The sequence below is a fragment of the Pseudofrankia sp. EUN1h genome (genome assembly GCF_001854645.1).
GTDB classification, from domain to species: Bacteria; Actinomycetota; Actinomycetes; order Frankiales; family Frankiaceae; genus Pseudofrankia; species Pseudofrankia saprophytica.
In genome coordinates this window covers 1-14,971 of record NZ_MBLN01000117.1, presented here as the reverse complement: position 1 = coordinate 14,971, position 14,971 = coordinate 1, and the positions used below count along the sequence as shown (strand labels likewise).

At 72.4% G+C, this 14,971-nt stretch carries 10 protein-coding genes; 7 read left to right on the top strand and 3 right to left on the bottom strand.

The window, feature by feature from the left end; all coding sequences use genetic code 11:
- Positions 1-96: 96 nt before the first annotated feature.
- A complete protein-coding gene (locus BCD49_RS39115) occupies positions 97-2,610 on the bottom strand; it encodes a HelD family protein (RefSeq protein ID WP_007519828.1) in 2,514 nt (837 codons plus the stop codon).
- Between the two features lie 384 nt (positions 2,611-2,994).
- Positions 2,995-3,636, bottom strand: a complete 642-nt coding sequence (locus BCD49_RS39110; RefSeq protein ID WP_083401979.1) for a hypothetical protein — start codon at positions 3,634-3,636, stop codon at positions 2,995-2,997.
- Positions 3,637-3,831: 195 nt separating this feature from the next.
- Here BCD49_RS39110 and BCD49_RS45705 point away from each other — a divergent pair, with 195 nt between their 5' ends.
- From BCD49_RS45705 to BCD49_RS39095, 3 genes are all read left to right on the top strand, one after another.
- A complete protein-coding gene (locus BCD49_RS45705; RefSeq protein ID WP_007519832.1) occupies positions 3,832-5,958 on the top strand; it encodes a serine/threonine-protein kinase in 2,127 nt (708 codons plus the stop codon).
- Positions 5,959-6,181: 223 nt separating this feature from the next.
- Positions 6,182-8,494 (top strand): serine/threonine-protein kinase, encoded by a 2,313-nt coding sequence (locus tag BCD49_RS39100; RefSeq protein ID WP_131803661.1) that lies wholly within the window; start codon positions 6,182-6,184, stop codon positions 8,492-8,494.
- A gap of 245 nt (positions 8,495-8,739) precedes the next feature.
- Positions 8,740-9,807: an Acg family FMN-binding oxidoreductase gene (locus tag BCD49_RS39095; RefSeq protein WP_007513755.1), complete on the top strand. Its 1,068-nt coding sequence runs from the start codon at positions 8,740-8,742 to the stop codon at positions 9,805-9,807.
- 241 nt (positions 9,808-10,048) lie between these two features.
- On the opposite strand, the gene BCD49_RS39090 is transcribed toward BCD49_RS39095, so the two are convergent.
- Positions 10,049-10,543: a TIGR03668 family PPOX class F420-dependent oxidoreductase gene (locus BCD49_RS39090; RefSeq protein WP_007513754.1), complete on the bottom strand. Its 495-nt coding sequence runs from the start codon at positions 10,541-10,543 to the stop codon at positions 10,049-10,051.
- Between the two features lie 331 nt (positions 10,544-10,874).
- Between BCD49_RS39090 and BCD49_RS39085 the strand changes: the two genes are divergently transcribed.
- The 4 genes from BCD49_RS39085 to BCD49_RS39070 all read left to right on the top strand — a co-directional run bounded on the left by BCD49_RS39085 (position 10,875) and on the right by BCD49_RS39070 (position 14,777).
- Positions 10,875-12,089, top strand: a complete 1,215-nt coding sequence (locus tag BCD49_RS39085; RefSeq protein WP_007513753.1) for an acyl-CoA dehydrogenase family protein — start codon at positions 10,875-10,877, stop codon at positions 12,087-12,089.
- A gap of 632 nt (positions 12,090-12,721) precedes the next feature.
- Positions 12,722-13,576 (top strand): hypothetical protein, encoded by an 855-nt coding sequence (locus BCD49_RS39080; protein ID WP_157845289.1) that lies wholly within the window; start codon positions 12,722-12,724, stop codon positions 13,574-13,576.
- Positions 13,577-13,974: 398 nt separating this feature from the next.
- Positions 13,975-14,337: a hypothetical protein gene (locus tag BCD49_RS39075; protein ID WP_131803659.1), complete on the top strand. Its 363-nt coding sequence runs from the start codon at positions 13,975-13,977 to the stop codon at positions 14,335-14,337.
- 50 nt (positions 14,338-14,387) lie between these two features.
- Entirely contained in the window at positions 14,388-14,777 is a 390-nt protein-coding gene (locus BCD49_RS39070; protein ID WP_083401978.1) for a transposase, read from the top strand.
- Positions 14,778-14,971: the final 194 nt, after the last annotated feature.

Sequence of the window (14,971 nt, the reverse complement as noted above, 5' to 3'; positions counted from 1 at the left end):
GCGGTGAGATCGGTAGATCGGTAGATCTGGAGATCTGGAGATCTGGAGAGCTGGAGAGCTGGAGCTGGGCGGCCCGGCGTAGATCGGGGGCCGAGATCAGGACTCGAGGCGGGCCAGGACGGGCGGGAGGTCGCCGGTGTGCAGGACGGTCAGCGAGCGGGTGGCCCGCGTCAGGGCGACGTAGAGGTCCGCGAGGCCCCTGGTCGGCCCGGCGAGCAGCGCCGACGGCTCGACGAGCAGGACGGCGTCGAACTCCAGCCCCTTGCTGTCGGCGACGGTCAGCACCGCCACCCGCGCGTCCAGGACCTCCGCGCCGTCGCCGGCACCCGGGCCGGACCCGGCCGCGCCGAGGAGCTCCGGCGCGACCCGGCACAGCGCGCCGCGCACCGAACCGACCGTCTCCGGCGGGCAGATCACCGCGATCCGGCCCTCGCCGATGATCCCGGCCGTCCGGATGGTCTCGGCGGCCACCGCGTTCGCGAGCCCGTCGAGCGAGGCCACCCGCACGGCCAGCGGCGGCTCACCGGCCGACCGGACCGACTCCGGCGCCGCGGCCGCCGACCCGCTCGCGGCCAGCACGTCCGCGGCGACGTCCATGATCTCTCGCGGGGTGCGGTAGTTCACCGTCAGCCGCTCGACCCGGAACCGATCGCCCACGTGCGGCGTGAGGATCTGCGCCCACGTCGCGGGCGCGCCGGGGCGCGCCGCCTGGGCGAGGTCACCGACCAGGGTCGCGCTGCGCGCCGGGCAGCGCCGCCACAGCAGCCGCCACAGCATCGGCGAGACCTCCTGCGCCTCGTCGACGATGAGGTGGCCGAACGCCCACTCCCGGTCGGTCGCGCCCTGCTCGGCGGCGCTCGCGCGCCGGCGCGGCCCTCGCCACCGGTCGGCCACGGTGTCCGCGTCGAGCTCGCCGGCGAGTCCCAGCATCTCCAGCACGTCCTCGGCGTAGCGGCGCTCGGCCGCCCGCTCCCTGGCCGCGCGCGCCTCGGCCGCCTCCCTGCTGCCCTCGTCCGGGTCGCCGAGCAGCTCGGCCGCCTCGTCGAGCAGCGCCACGTCGGCGATCGTCCAGACCCGCCCGCCTCCTCGACCGGCCCGACCGGCCCGACCGTCGCGGCGGTCGTCGCGGTCGCGGTCGTGGCCGGCGCCGGTCGCGCCGCCGGGCGCGGGAGCCTCGTCCGCTTCGAGCGCGCTGAACAGATCTTCGTGGCGGGCGGCTGCCTGCCGACGGACGCCCTGCAGCAGGTCACGCTCGGCCGGGGTCAGGATCCGCGCGGCGGACCTGGCGAGCAGGTCACGGTCGGTGTAGAGGCTCTCAAGCAGCTGGACGGGGGTGAGCCGGGGCCACAGGTCGCCGAGCGCCCGCCGCACGGCCGGGTCCGCCCACAGCCCCTCGCGGACGTCGGCGCGTTCGTCGTCGTCGAGCAACCCACCGGAGATCTGGCGCACGACCTGGCCGGTGAGCTCGTCGAGCAGCTCGCGCAGGAACACCCGGCGGGCGCCGTTGTGCGGGCGGCGGCTGCGCCGCGCCCTGGTCCGCGCGCGGGCCACGGTGTCCCGGTCGAGGCGCAGCGTCCGGTCATCGTCGTGGACGATCTCGATCGTCCGCCGCGGCAGCCGCTGGTGCTCCCGGACCGCGGCGGCGAGCACGGCCGCCATCCGCTCGTCGCCCTTGAGGCTCCCGAGCGCCACCGGGTCGGTCGTGGTCGCGGCGACGCCGGGGAAGAGCCGGCCCGGGGTCGCGAACACCACCCCGGTCTCGCCGAGCGAGGGCAGCACCTGGTCGATGTAGCGCAGGAACACCGGGCTGGGACCGACGATCAGCACGCCGGAGCGCTCCAGCCTGGCCCGCTCGGAGTAGAGCAGGTAGGCAGCCCGGTGCAGCGCCACCGCGGTCTTGCCGGTGCCCGGGCCGCCGTCGACGACCAGCACCGAGCGGGCGTCGGCCCGGATGACGCGGTCCTGCTCGGCCTGGAGCGTGGCGATGATGTCGCCCATCCGGCCGGTGCGTGGCGCGGACAGCGCTTCAAGCAGCATCGTGTCGCCGGTCGGCCGGTCGGCCTCGGCGGCGCTCTCGGTCCCGAAGGCGCCCTCGGTCCCGACGCGCGCCGCGCCCGCTGTTCCCGCCTCGCTCGCGGCACCGGCGGGGGGCACGGCGCTCTCGGGACCGACGGACAGCAGGTCGTCCGCGACGCCCGTCACCTCGCGGCCCTTGGTGCGCAGGTGGCGCCGGCGGACCAGGCCGCGCGGCTCGGCGAGCGTCGCCTGGTAGAAGGCGGTCGCGACGGGCGCGCGCCAGTCGACCAGGATCGGCTCCTGCTCGGCGTCGGAGAGCCCGATCCGGCCGATGTAGGTGCGCGTCCCGTCGACGCGGTGCATCGCGCCGAAGCACAGCCGGCCCTCGGCGGCCTCCAGCCTGGCCAGCCGCTCGGCGTGGGTCGCGGCGAACACGTCCCGCTCGACGACCGCCTGCGGCGTCCCGGTGCCGACGTCCAGCAGCACCTGCCGCAGCTGGGCACGGGTCAGGTCGCTGACCTCGTCGAGGCGCGCGTAGAGCAGATCGACGTAGGCCTGCTCGCGGACGAGCCGCGGGTCACGGGTCGGGGACACTGCGCTCCTCCGCGAAACGAACCGGCACAAAAGGGTACATAGCCGATCTGATGTCCTTATCGGCCGGGCCGCTGGGAAACGGCCTCCCACCGACCTGCCCCACCTCGCGCGACGCTGAATCCGCGCGTTCGGCGCAGGCACGGCTTGGCGGACAGATCACGGACCAGCCGGGTCGGCACCACCGCCGATCCGGCTGGAACCCACGGGAGACCCCGGCCCAGCTACAACCAGAACACAGAAGCCTAGCGGGCTGCGCAATCTTCCCGGCGATCTGCCGCACCCGGACCGGCGTGGTCGAGACCAACGCCACGGCTGCCGGGCAGCGCGGGTCTCCCGCGCGGCGCCGTCAACAGTGCGCGGCGCCGTCAACAGTGCGTCGCGGCGTCAACGGTGCGCGGCGGCGTCGATCACCTGGTCGATGTCGTGCTCCAGGCGGCCGCGGACCAACGCGGCGACCAGCAGCGGGAAGTCCTCCCGCTCGACCAGCTCGAGCAGGCGGCGCGGGTCGCCGGGCAGGCCGAGATCCCGGGCGGTCTGGCGGGTGCGGGCGTCGACGTACGGGACGAGCTCGTCCCAGCCGGCCTGCGCCTCGCGCAGGAAGATGTCGGCGCCGACCGGCCCGATCCCCTTGATCTGCACGAGCAGCGTGTGCTCCCGGCCGGCGTGGTAGTCAGCCGCGTCCCRCACGCCCCGGACGTCGCCGTCGTAGGTGTCGAGCAGGTAGTGGCACGCATCGCCGAGGACGCGGGCCGTGCTCTCGTCGTATCGGGCGTAGCCGTGCTCGTGGAGCACGCGGACCCGCTGCTCCCACGTGGTGTCGGCCATCGCGGCGGGGTTCGTCCACCCTTCCGCGAACATCGCCTTCGACGCCTCCAGCGCCGCCGATGACCGAATCCGCGCGCTGGCCAGCGACGCGAAGACCAGCAGCCGGAACATCGCCTCCGCGGTGTCGGCGGCGACGTCGGCCTCGATGTCCTCGGCGAACGTTCGACCGTGCCGGGTCATCAACTCGGCCAGGACGTCCATCGGATCGGCTCCAGCCATTTCCACGAACTACCCACGGCCACGTCGAGTCACTCAGCACACGCACCACGGTGAGCCGCTACCGGCGCGCGTGGGTCGCTCTGCAAGGATTTCGCACGACGATGTTCCCCACCGTGACAGGCCGAAGGTCCGGTCGGGTTCGGTAGCGCGAGAGGGTTGATCACGGGTGGGACCGGCGTGCTGACTCCGTTAGGCCCGACGGACCGCCGCGCGGTGGGCAACTACCGGCTGTGCGGCCGGCTGGGCACCGGCGGGATGGGGACCGTCTTCCTGGGTGTGGACGACGACAGCCGGCCGGCCGCGGTGAAGGTCATCCGCTCCGATCTGCTCGACGAGCCACAGTTCCGCGAACGCTTCAGCCGGGAGGTCACGGCCGCGCGCCGGGTACGCGGCACCCGCGTCGCCCAGGTGCTCGACGCCGACCCGGACGCCGACGAGCCGTGGATGGCCACCGAGTACGTCGAGGGCACCGACCTGCTCACCGCGGTCACCCAGCACGGCCCGCTGCGCGGAGCGAACCTGACCACGCTCGCCACCGGGCTCGCCGAGGGCCTGGTCGCCATACACGCCGCCGGCGTCGTACACCGCGACCTGAAACCCGCGAACATCCTGCTCGCCCGGGAAGGCCCGAAGATCATCGACTTCGGGCTCGCCAGGGCCGACGACCTCACCGCCAACACCAGCAGCGGAAGCGTCATCGGCACCGTCGCGTGGATGGCGCCCGAACAGCTCAACGGCGACCCCGCCACGACCGCGACCGACATCTTCAACTGGGGGATGTGCGTCGCGTTCGCCGCCCGCGGCCACCACCCGTTCGAGGCACAGACCCCGGCCGCCACCGCGATGCGGATCCTGTCCAACCCACCGGGCCTGGACGGCGTGCCGGCCGACCTGCTGCCGATGGTCACCGCCGCCCTCGACAGCGACCCAGGCCGCAGACCCGGCGCCATCAGACTTCTCGCCGCTCTTGCCGCCCCACAGCAGGCGTGCCCCACAGCCGCGGGCGCGACCCGCCCACCGCTCGCGGACTGGATCCCTCCGGCCGCGATGCCACCGCGAGGCGCGCCCGAGGACCCGGCCAGCGCGCCGGCCTCCCGCGGGTCGGCCACGCCGGTCGCGATGGCCTCGGACACGAGGGACGGCGGCGCCCACGCGGCTGGTTTGCAGCAGACACCGCCCACCGCGCCCACGGCCGGTGCCTGGCCGCGGTCCGTGGCTGAAGCCGACGCGGCCGCGCCAGTCGCCGACTGGGACGACGCGGCACAAGCCCTTCGCCAGCCGGCCCGAGAACCCGCGGCCGTCAGCCAGGACGACACGCACGACCTCGCCGCACCCGACGGCCCCACAGCGGGCGGGCCTGGCGCCGCCGCGCGCCGCCCGCCCCGTCGACGGCGGCTGCCGCTCCTGCTCGCGCTGCTGGCGGTCCTTCTGCTGGCCAGCACCGCGCTCATCCATTCGCTGTTGCGCGACGACCACCGGGACGAAACCGCGGGAGGCTCACCTCGCGCGGCCGGCGCCGGCAGGGGCAGCACGGCCGGCGCCGCGCCCGACACGCGCCTGGCAAGCGCGGTCGGCACGGTCGGCTCCGACCCCGCGCCGGGGGCCAGCGACGGGCCAGGCGCGCCGGGCGCTACCGGCTCCGCCGCGTCCCTTGCCGGGACGGACGGCCCGGCGGCCGGCGTCGACCCGGCGACGTTGCCCCGCGCCGCCACCACCGGGCGACCGCTCGACGAGACCGCGGCCAGCAGGACCACCGTCCTGGGCAACGACGGCGCCGCCGTACTCGCCTACCGGGGCCCGTCGACGGGTGGCCTGTTCGGCGGCCAGCGCGGCACCGTGCCCAACGGCTCACCCGTCGACATCTACTGCGGCCTGTACGCCCAGCAGGTCAGCGGGACCACGAGCACCTCGCGGCTGTGGGTCTACACCGACTCCGGCTGGATCCCGGCCGGCTACATCCAGACCGGCAGCCCAGCGCCCGTCAGCCCGCCCGCCTGCATCGCGACGGTCGGCTCACCGACGCCGGGTTCGAACGCCCCCCAACCGGACACCGGGCCATTCCCACTCACCCAGGACGTGTCCATACTCCGGGTCGTCGGGCAGAGCGACTCCAGCCTGACCAGCGGGCGGCTGCGCAACGCCGAGCCGATCGGGCAGTTGCACGGTGGCGACCTCGTCGTACTTCGCTGCCAGGCACGCGTGAAGGACACGGGCGAGGTCTGGGACCAGATGGCCTCCGGTGGCTGGATCCAGCACGCCTACGTCTACAGCGGCACCTCAGACTCCCCCGCCCCCGCCTGCTGACCGGCCCGCCGAGCCAGCCTCACCATCGGGCTTACGGCCTTGGCCGGACGGTCTTGCGTAGCACCGCGCCGACCTGGCCGCGATACACCCACCGCAGTGGGCCACCATTAGCACACTTGGGCCTCTCTGGGAGGATTCCACGGGACGATGGGCCCTACCGTGACAAGTCGAAGGTCCGGTCGGGTTCGGTAGCGCGAGAGGGTTGATCACGGGTGGGACCGGCGTGCTGACTCCGTTGGGCCCCGCGGACCGCCGCGTCGTGGGCAGCTACCGGCTGCGTGGACGGCTGGGCGCCGGCGGGATGGGGACCGTGTTCCTCGGCGTGGACCCGGATGGGCAGCCGGCCGCGGTGAAGGTCATCCGCTCCGATCTGCTCGACGAGCCGCAGTTCCGCGAACGCTTCAGCCGGGAGATCACGGCCGCGCGCCGGGTACGCGGCACCCGCGTCGCCCAGGTGCTCGACGCCGATCCGGACGCCGACGAGCCGTGGATGGCCACCGAGTACGTCGAGGGCGTCAACCTGCTCACCGCCGTCGCCCGGCACGGCGCGCTGAGCGGGCCGAACCTGACCGCGCTGGCCACCGGGCTCGCCGAGGGCCTGGTCGCGGTGCACGCCGCCGGCGTCGTGCACCGCGACCTGAAGCCCGCGAACATCCTGCTCACCTGGGAAGGCCCGAAGATCATCGACTTCGGGCTCGCCAGGGCCGACGACCTCACCGGCAACACCAGCGGCGGAAGCGTGATCGGCACCGTCGCGTGGATGGCGCCCGAACAGCTCAACGGCGACCCGGCCACGACCGCGACCGACATCTTCAACTGGGGGATGTGCGTCGCGTTCGCCGCCCGCGGCGAACACCCGTTCGACGCGCAGACGCCGGCCGCGACCGCGATGCGGATCCTGTCCAACCCACCGGGCCTGGACGGCGTGCCGGCCGACCTGCTGCCGATGGTCACCGCCGCTCTGGACCGCGACCCGAACCGACGGCCCGGCGCCATTCGGCTCCTCGCCACCATCAACGACCAGCCGAAGGCCAGGCCGACCGGAGTGGGCGCGCCGGCCCGCGGACCGGTCGCGGGTGCGGTCCCTCCGGCCGCGGCGCCGGCGCCCGACGCGCCGCCCGCCACGGCCCGCACGGCTGACACCACGGAGAGCGGTGGCCCGGGCGGCACAGCCCGCGCGGTCGGCCTGGCCGGCGCGGTCGGCATCGTCGGCGCGGCAGGCATGGCGGGCGCGGCCGGCGCGGCCCGCCTGATGGGCACGGCCGGCCTGACCCGCACAGCCGGCACGGTTGGCAGCGCCGGCACGGTGGGCGGTGCTGGCACGGTGGGCGCGCTGGCCGACGGTGGGTCGACCGCGCCGGTCGCGACGACCATCGACGCGGCGGATGCCGGCGTGGCCGCGCCGGTCGTCCTGGCTGACCGGGACGACGAGGACGCGGCCCCGCGCCAGCCGGGCGGTGAGCCGACGGGCGGCCTGGACGGCGAGCACGATCTGATCCCCTTGGACGGCCCCGTCGACGGCGGACCGGGCGCCGCCGAGCGTCATCGCCGCCGGCGTCGCCCCCGACGCCGGCTGCTGGTCCTGCTGGCGCTGCTCGCGGTCCTGCTGCTGGCCAGCACCGCTCTCGTCCATTCCCTGTTGAGCGGCAGCGACCGGGGTGATACCGCGGGTGGCTCGTCGCGCCCGGCGGGCGGCGGCGCCCGCGCGGGTAACGGGGGCCAGGCGACCGCCCCCGGTGCCGACGGCGCGGCCGCGGCCGGAGCGGGAGCCGGGACCGGGCCTGGAGCCGGGACTGGAACTGGAGCCGGAGGCGGGGCTGGCGACCCGTCCGGGGGGCCGAGCGCCTCGGCGGGGCCGGGCGTCACCGGCTCCGCTTCGCCCCTCCCCGGCGAAGCCGGACCGTCGGGCGGGCCGCCCGCGGCGACGTTGCCGCGCGCCACGACCACCGGGCGGCCGCTCGACGAGGCCGCGGCCAGCAGGACCACGGTCCAGGGCGACGGCGGCGCCGCGGTGGCGGCCTACCGGGGCCCGTCGACGGGCGGTCTGTTCGGCGGCCAGCGCGGCACCGTGCCCAACGGCTCACCCGTCGACATCTACTGCGGCCTGTACGCCCAGCAGGTCAGCGGGACCACGAGCACCTCGCGGCTGTGGGTCTACACCGACTCCGGCTGGATCCCAGCCGGCTACATCCAGAGCGGCAGTTCGGAGCCCCTCAGCCCGCCGGCCTGCGTCGGGACGGTCAGCTCGCCGAAACTGGGTTCGAACCCCCCTCGGTCGGACACCGGGCCGTTCCCGCTCACGCAGGAGGTGTCGGTGCTGGGGGTCGTCGGACAGGTGGTCTCCGGCCTGACCGGCGCGCTGCTGGGCCAGGCCGACCCGATCGGCCGACTGCTCAGCGGCGACCTCGTCGTGCTGCGTTGCCAGGCGCGCGCGGCGGACACGGGCGAGATCTGGGACCAGTTGACCTCGGGCGGTTGGATCCAGCACGCCTACGTCTACAGCGGCACCTCCGGTTCCCCGGCGCCCGCCTGCTGACCGCTCCAGGTCCCGGCTTCGCCGCCCGGACGTCCTTCTCCTCATCCGCTTCCCCATCCGCATCCCACGGTCCTGGGTAATGGCCCCCAAGCCTGGGTCGCCAGGCCGGTCGGAGTGACCATCACGGTGACTTCGGCCCTTGATGGGGACGACCCGGCCGAGGTGGGGTAGGGGGAGGGAAGGATGGGCTCGGAGGCAAGGACGGGCCCGGGCGCGGGGTGCCGTCGTCGGACGAGGAGACGACCATGGTCACGCAGGGCACGACACTCTCGGTCGAGCAGGTGTACGGGGCGGTCGAGGCCGCGGGCCTGGCGCCGTCGATCCACAACACCCAGCCCTGGAGATGGCGGTTCCGCGACGAGACGCTGGAACTGTTCGCCGACCTGTCCCGGGCCGTGCCCGTCATCGACCCGGACCATCGCCAGCTGCTGGTCAGCTGCGGGGCGGCGTTGCTGAACGGCTGGGTGTCGCTGCGCGCCGCGGGCCTGGACGTCGAGGTCGGCGAGCTCCCCGACGGCCCCGACCTCGCCACCGGGCGGCTGGCCACACTGACGATCATCGGTCATCGCCCGCCGACCGAGGACGAGACCCGGCTCGCCGCCGCCATCACCCGCCGGCACACCGACCGCCGCCCGTTCACCCCGGCCGCCCTGCCCGCGGGCGAGGTCCGCACGCTACGCCGGGCCGCCGAGGCGGAGGGCTGCTGGCTCGCGTCGCTGACCGGCGAGGACGCCCGCCTGGAGCTCTCGGTGCTGCTGGGCCGGGCCGACTGGATCGAGCACAACGACCCCGCCTACCGGGCCGAGCTAGCCTCCTGGGTCCGCGACGACCCCGAGGCCACCGACGGCATCCCGCGCCCGGCAGCGCTGTCGAGCGCCCAGCCACGGCCCACGGAGTTCCCCGTGCGCGACTTCACCGGCGGCACCAGCGAACAGGGTGGTGGTACGGGTGGCGCAGGCGGCGAGCCGGCCAGCGCGGACGAGGCCGGCGAGCGGATGCGGACCGCCCGGGTCGAGCACCCCAACGCGCTGGTCCTCGGCACCGACGCGGACGGCCCGGCGGACCGGCTGCGCGCCGGCCGGGCACTGGGCCGGGTGCTCCTGACGGCCACCGCCGAGGGCCTCGCGACGTCCCCGCTCGGCCAGGCCGTCGACATCGAGGCGACTCGCGCGCTGGTCCGCGCCGCGACCGGCGGCACCGGCCACACTCAGATGATCATGCGTGTCGGCTACCCCGACACGTCCGCTCCCCCGTGGGCCCCCACCAGGCGCCGACCCGTGTCGGACGTCCTCGAGCACCTCACCGGCGCCTGACGAGACGTTCGACCCGTGCCCGCGCGCGGGCACGGGCACATCCTGTCCGACGTCACGGGGAATCCTGTCAGACACCAGAGCCACGACCAGCACCGTTTCGTGACCCTCACGTCTGACAGGACGCCCGGGATCCCCCAAAGGACAGGGAGGAGTCGCGTGGACGGGGATCCGCCTGGCGATCGACGGGGCAGACGTCGCCTGAGGCAGCACCAGCCTGCGAAGATCCGCCGCAAGCGGCTGGCTACTGGTATGACCAGCCGGTCCAGCGGGTCACGGTGACCACGATGGCTGGGCCGGCGGGCGGATGGTCGCGATATTGGTGGTAGCGCTCGGCGAGCGCGCTGGCCGCCACCGCGTGCGCGGGATCGGGTGGCTCGACGACGCGGGCGGTCCCGGCGGCCCGCGCCCACCACAACCGGCTCCAGTCGTCGTCATACTCGTCGGCGAGCAGGCTGACGCGCTCATCGCGGGCGATGTCGTCGAGCCGGCGCAGCCGGGTGGTCCGCTTCGGCTTGTGGTCGACGGCGGTGACGACCGTCCCGAGGCCACCTGCCACGAAGCCGTGGCCCGGTGCCAGCCCGGCCAGCACGGCGAACGTGACAGGGACGAGCCGGGGCGTGCCGTCGGGCGCGATGGTGGCCAACCGAGCGACTCTGGCGGCGGCGAACCGTGCCCGCGCCTCGTCCTCGGAGAGGTTCACGACCCTCCCCCAGTCCCCGGCCAGACCCGACGCCATCCTCACACGCCCGCGTCATTCCACCCACTCGGCGCCGAACCACTCGGCGATCGCCCCACTCAGCGATCGCCCCACTCAGCGTCCCGCCACCCGGCGATCGCACCACCCGGCGATCGCGCGCCCACCAGGCGTTGATCGCCGTCCGCGCCCTCCCGCGGTCACGATCCGTCCCTGTCGACGACCACCGAAGGGCCGAAACGGCGATCAACGCCCAGCGGGACACCACCTACCGGACCCCGCCCAGACGGCTTCCGCCGGAAGTTACCGGTCGGTATACTTACCGAGCGGTATCGACCTCTACCGACCGAACCCAGCTGGGGGATCGACCGAGATGAGCGGCTTCAGCCTCGACCTCTCCGACGAGCAGCGCGAGCTGCGCGACTGGGCGCACGGCTTCGCCGCGGACGTGGTGCGCCCGGCCGCGTCCGAGTGGGACGAACGAGAAGAGACCCCCTGGCCCGTCATCCAGGAGGCCGCCAAGATTGGCCTCTACGGTTTCGAGTCGATCGCGACGATGTTCGCCGACGAGACCGGACTGTCGCTGCCGGTGGTGTGCGAGGAACTGTTCTGGGGCGACGCCGGCATCGGCATGGCGTTGATGGGCACGGGGCTGGCCGCCGCCGCGATCTCGTCGGCCGGAACCGTCGAGCAGCTGCTCGAGTGGGTTCCCCAGTGCTACGGCGACGCCGCCGATCCGAAGGTCGGCGCGTTCTGCGTCTCCGAACCCGGCGCCGGCTCCGACGTCTCCTCGCTGCGCACCCGTGCCCGGTACGACGAGGCCAAGGACGAGTGGGTGATCAACGGCCAGAAGGCCTGGATCACCAACGGCGGCATCGCCAACATCCACGTCGTCGTCGCCTCCGTCGACCCGGCGCTGAAGTCCCGCGGCCAGGCCACCTTCGTCATCCCGCCGAACACCCCCGGCCTCGAGGGCAACAAGAAGATCAAGAAGCTCGGCCTGCGCGCCTCGCACACCGCCGATGTCTTCCTCGACGAGGTACGGATTCCCGGCAGCTGCCTGCTCGGCGGCAAGGACAAGCTCGACGCCCGCCTCGCCAAGGCCCGGGAGGGCACCAGCTCCAAGGGCCAGGCCGCGATGGCGACGTTCGAGCGGACCAGGCCCACCGTCGGCGCCCAGGCGATCGGCATCGCCCGCGCCGCCTACGAGTACGCGCTCGAGTACGCCAAGACCCGGGAGGCCTTCGGCCGGGCCATCATCGAGAACCAGGCGATCGCGTTCGCGCTGGCCGACATGCGCATGGAGATCGACGCCGCCCGCCTGCTCATCTGGCGGGCCGCCTGGATGGGCAAGCAGAACAGGACGTTCGAGGCCGGTGAGGGCTCGATGTCGAAGCTCAAGGCCGGCGAGGTCGCCGTAGCGGTCACCGAGAAGGCCGTCCAGATCCTCGGCGGCGCCGGCTACAGCCGCGACCACCCCGTCGAGCGCATGTACCGCGACTCCAAGATCTACACCATCTTCGAGGGCACGAGCGAAATCCAGCGCCTGGTGATCGCCCGCGCCATCTCTGGCGTGCACATTCGCTGATCGCCAGTTAGCGGTCACTCACCGCCCCGCGTCGTGGTCGTGCGACCTCATCCATTCCTCATCCACGTCGATCTTGAGAGCGCGATCCGCTCCAGCCGCGCGCCCCTGCTTCCCGTCCTGACCCAGATCTCCGGCTCGGGAGGCGTGCGGGCGTCGGCGCCGCCGACGTATCAGTTGCCCGCTGACCCGCTCGCCCGGAAACTCACGGCAGCCACCGCGATCGATGATCCGAGCAGCCGGGCGCAAGGGGACGGCTCGGGCACCTACCGAAGGCGCCGGCCGTTCCACGCCTGGCAACGACCACCAGCCTGCGGGCCTCGCGGCGTCCGATGACCGCGCGTCTCCTGGATGGCTCGGATCCGATCAGCTTTCCCATTTCTGGACGTCTGCGGAGGAGCGGGTTCGCGTCCGCGGCGGCTGTGCTGGCTGGGTGACCAGCTCGTTGTTCTGGGGTGTCGAGGACAGGTAGGTCGCGGGCGTTCTGGATCTGGTCCCAGGCTGTTTCCGGGTGGGTGCCGGCCAGGATGAGGATGACGGCGACGAGCAGGGTGGAGCGGCCGACGCCTGCGCGGCAGTGGATCGCGAGGTGTGCGCCGCGTTGGACCTCGTCGGTGTTCAGTTCGGCCAGTACGATGATCTTCGTGAAAAGTAAGGACGCCGACGAGTGGTTGGCCTGCGCGACGTTGCAAGCCGCGCTCGGCGTCAAGGTCGTGCGCAACGACGACCAGTCCCCGCAGCCCCGCAGGTCCCGCCAGCCCCGGCCCAACGGGCGACACGACCTGACCATCACGTATGCCGATGGGCGACGCGCGGCCGTCGAGGTCGTGTCCACACGGGACGAGACGGCAATGGGATTCTCAGCGGCGTCAACCAGCTACACAACCGTCTCCCGCCTGACCCGAACATGGGTCCTCGTAGTGAGCCCAGAGGCACGGATCAAAGACCTCAAGCGAGAGGCGCCGGCAGCGTTGGCCCGCCTTGAGGAGAACGGCACTACGTCGCTGGAAGGCCGAGGAATATCCGACCGGCGACCCCAGGAACTGCGACGCCTCCGCGTAGTGTCGTGCGTATCCACCCCACCCGCCGAAGGAAACAAGGCTGGCTTCTACCTCGTCCAGGACTTCACAGCAGGTTGGAGCGGGGGCAGCAGTGACCACGGCGATCTCGTGGTACAGAGGTGCAACGAGCTGTTGGCCTCCGCCGAGAAGGCCGACGTCCCGAGGAAGCTACTCGCGTCCGGCCTGTCCGAAAGACACGCGGTAGTGGTGGTCACCTTCGACTGGCTGGACTCGCTCGGCTCGATTGAGTCGGGGGCGCTGCCGAGGATCGCACCGACGCTGCCCAAGGGCGTGGATCGCCTCTGGCTGGTGATCCCACGGGAGCCAGGACCGATCCGCGCTATCTACTGGCTCGGTGATGGCCGGTGGCGCGACGTCGTCCTAACCGAGGAGCAGCTTGAAGCCCCTCGCGGGCTGTTTTCAGGGTAAGTCGGTCGAGGCCGAGAACGATTAGGGATTGACAGGGTTCTTGCCCGTGGAAGGACGCATGGGCTCAGCGACCAGGAGATTATGAGAAAGCTCCACCGGGAGTCCTCTGCAGCTGTTTCGGTGTCGTTGGATGCCGTCCGAAGCCGTTTTCTCCTGCGCCGTATGAGGTTTTCGAACACCATACGATCGGGCGGCCGTCGCTCGTGTCGTCTGGTGCCGGGGTGGATCGTTCAYTGCCGTGCAGTTCGTCTCCGGTCTGTCCCCGAACGAGGGCGGGGTTCTGGTAACTGAACGTCATGCGCCATCGGGCCAGCCGTTCTGGACTATGTGGTTGGTGCGCCGTCATCTGACTGCTCGCGGAGTTCGGCCAGGTTTGCTTCRCTGTCTCTGGTAAGGCCGTGGGAAGGTCCGAGGAGGCGAGCGGCGTCGGTGATGAGCATCTGCCACATCTCCATGGCGCGGGTGGGCTCGCCGCATTCGGCGGTCCATATGGCGACCTCGAAGCGGCTGCGGAGTGCGACGAAGTGTGTCTCGCCCAGGTCGGCATGTGCGATGGACTCGACCTCTTGAGCGATTCGGAGCGCTGCAGTTGGCTGGCCGGTGCCGCCTGTCCGCCGGGCGACGTCGAGGCGGGCTCGAAGCGTCTGGGGATCACGCTCACCGAAGGCCGTGGACGTATCTGCGGCGACCTTCTCGGTGAGTACCAGGGCGGTTCCGGCGTCGCCCTGTGCTGCATAGCCCTCTGTGTCAGTCTCGGGTGAGACACCTGCTGGAGGCGAGTTGGCTGCAGGGGGCGTGATCGGAGATCCTTGTGCTCGTGGAGTCAGAGTCCCCCGAAGGGCCGGGTGGGTCGTCGCGGCGTGATCCGGCGCCGCGTCCGTCGCGGCGGGTGTTCAGTGYGGCGTACAAGCTGCGGATTCTTGCGGAGTATGAGAACGCGCCGCATGGCGAGAAAGGCGCGGTGCTGCGTCGGGAGGGGTTGTTCTCGTCGCATGTGATCGAGTGGGCGCGGGCGCGTGACGCGGGCGTATTGAGTGCGAGACCCGAGGTGGCGCRCGGTTCGGAGAAGAAATCGGCGAAGTCGGCGGAGCAGGTCGAGTTGGAGAAGCTCCGTCGGGAGAACGAGCGGTTGAAGTCCCGRCTCGCGACGACCGAGACCGCGCTGGATATCATGGGAAAAGCACACGCGCTCTTGGCTTGAGATTTAACCATCTCATGATCGAGTTCGGGTTGGGTTGGCGATCTACTGGACAGCTGGCACCCTTCACGTGATCGTGTCTCTTTACTGAGACCAATCCGAGTCGCGTGAAGGTCGTAGAGGTGAGTTTGCTGCGCGAGAACGCCAATGTTGAATTGTTTTTCGCATTGACCCGTTTCCGTGATGGGTTCTACGAC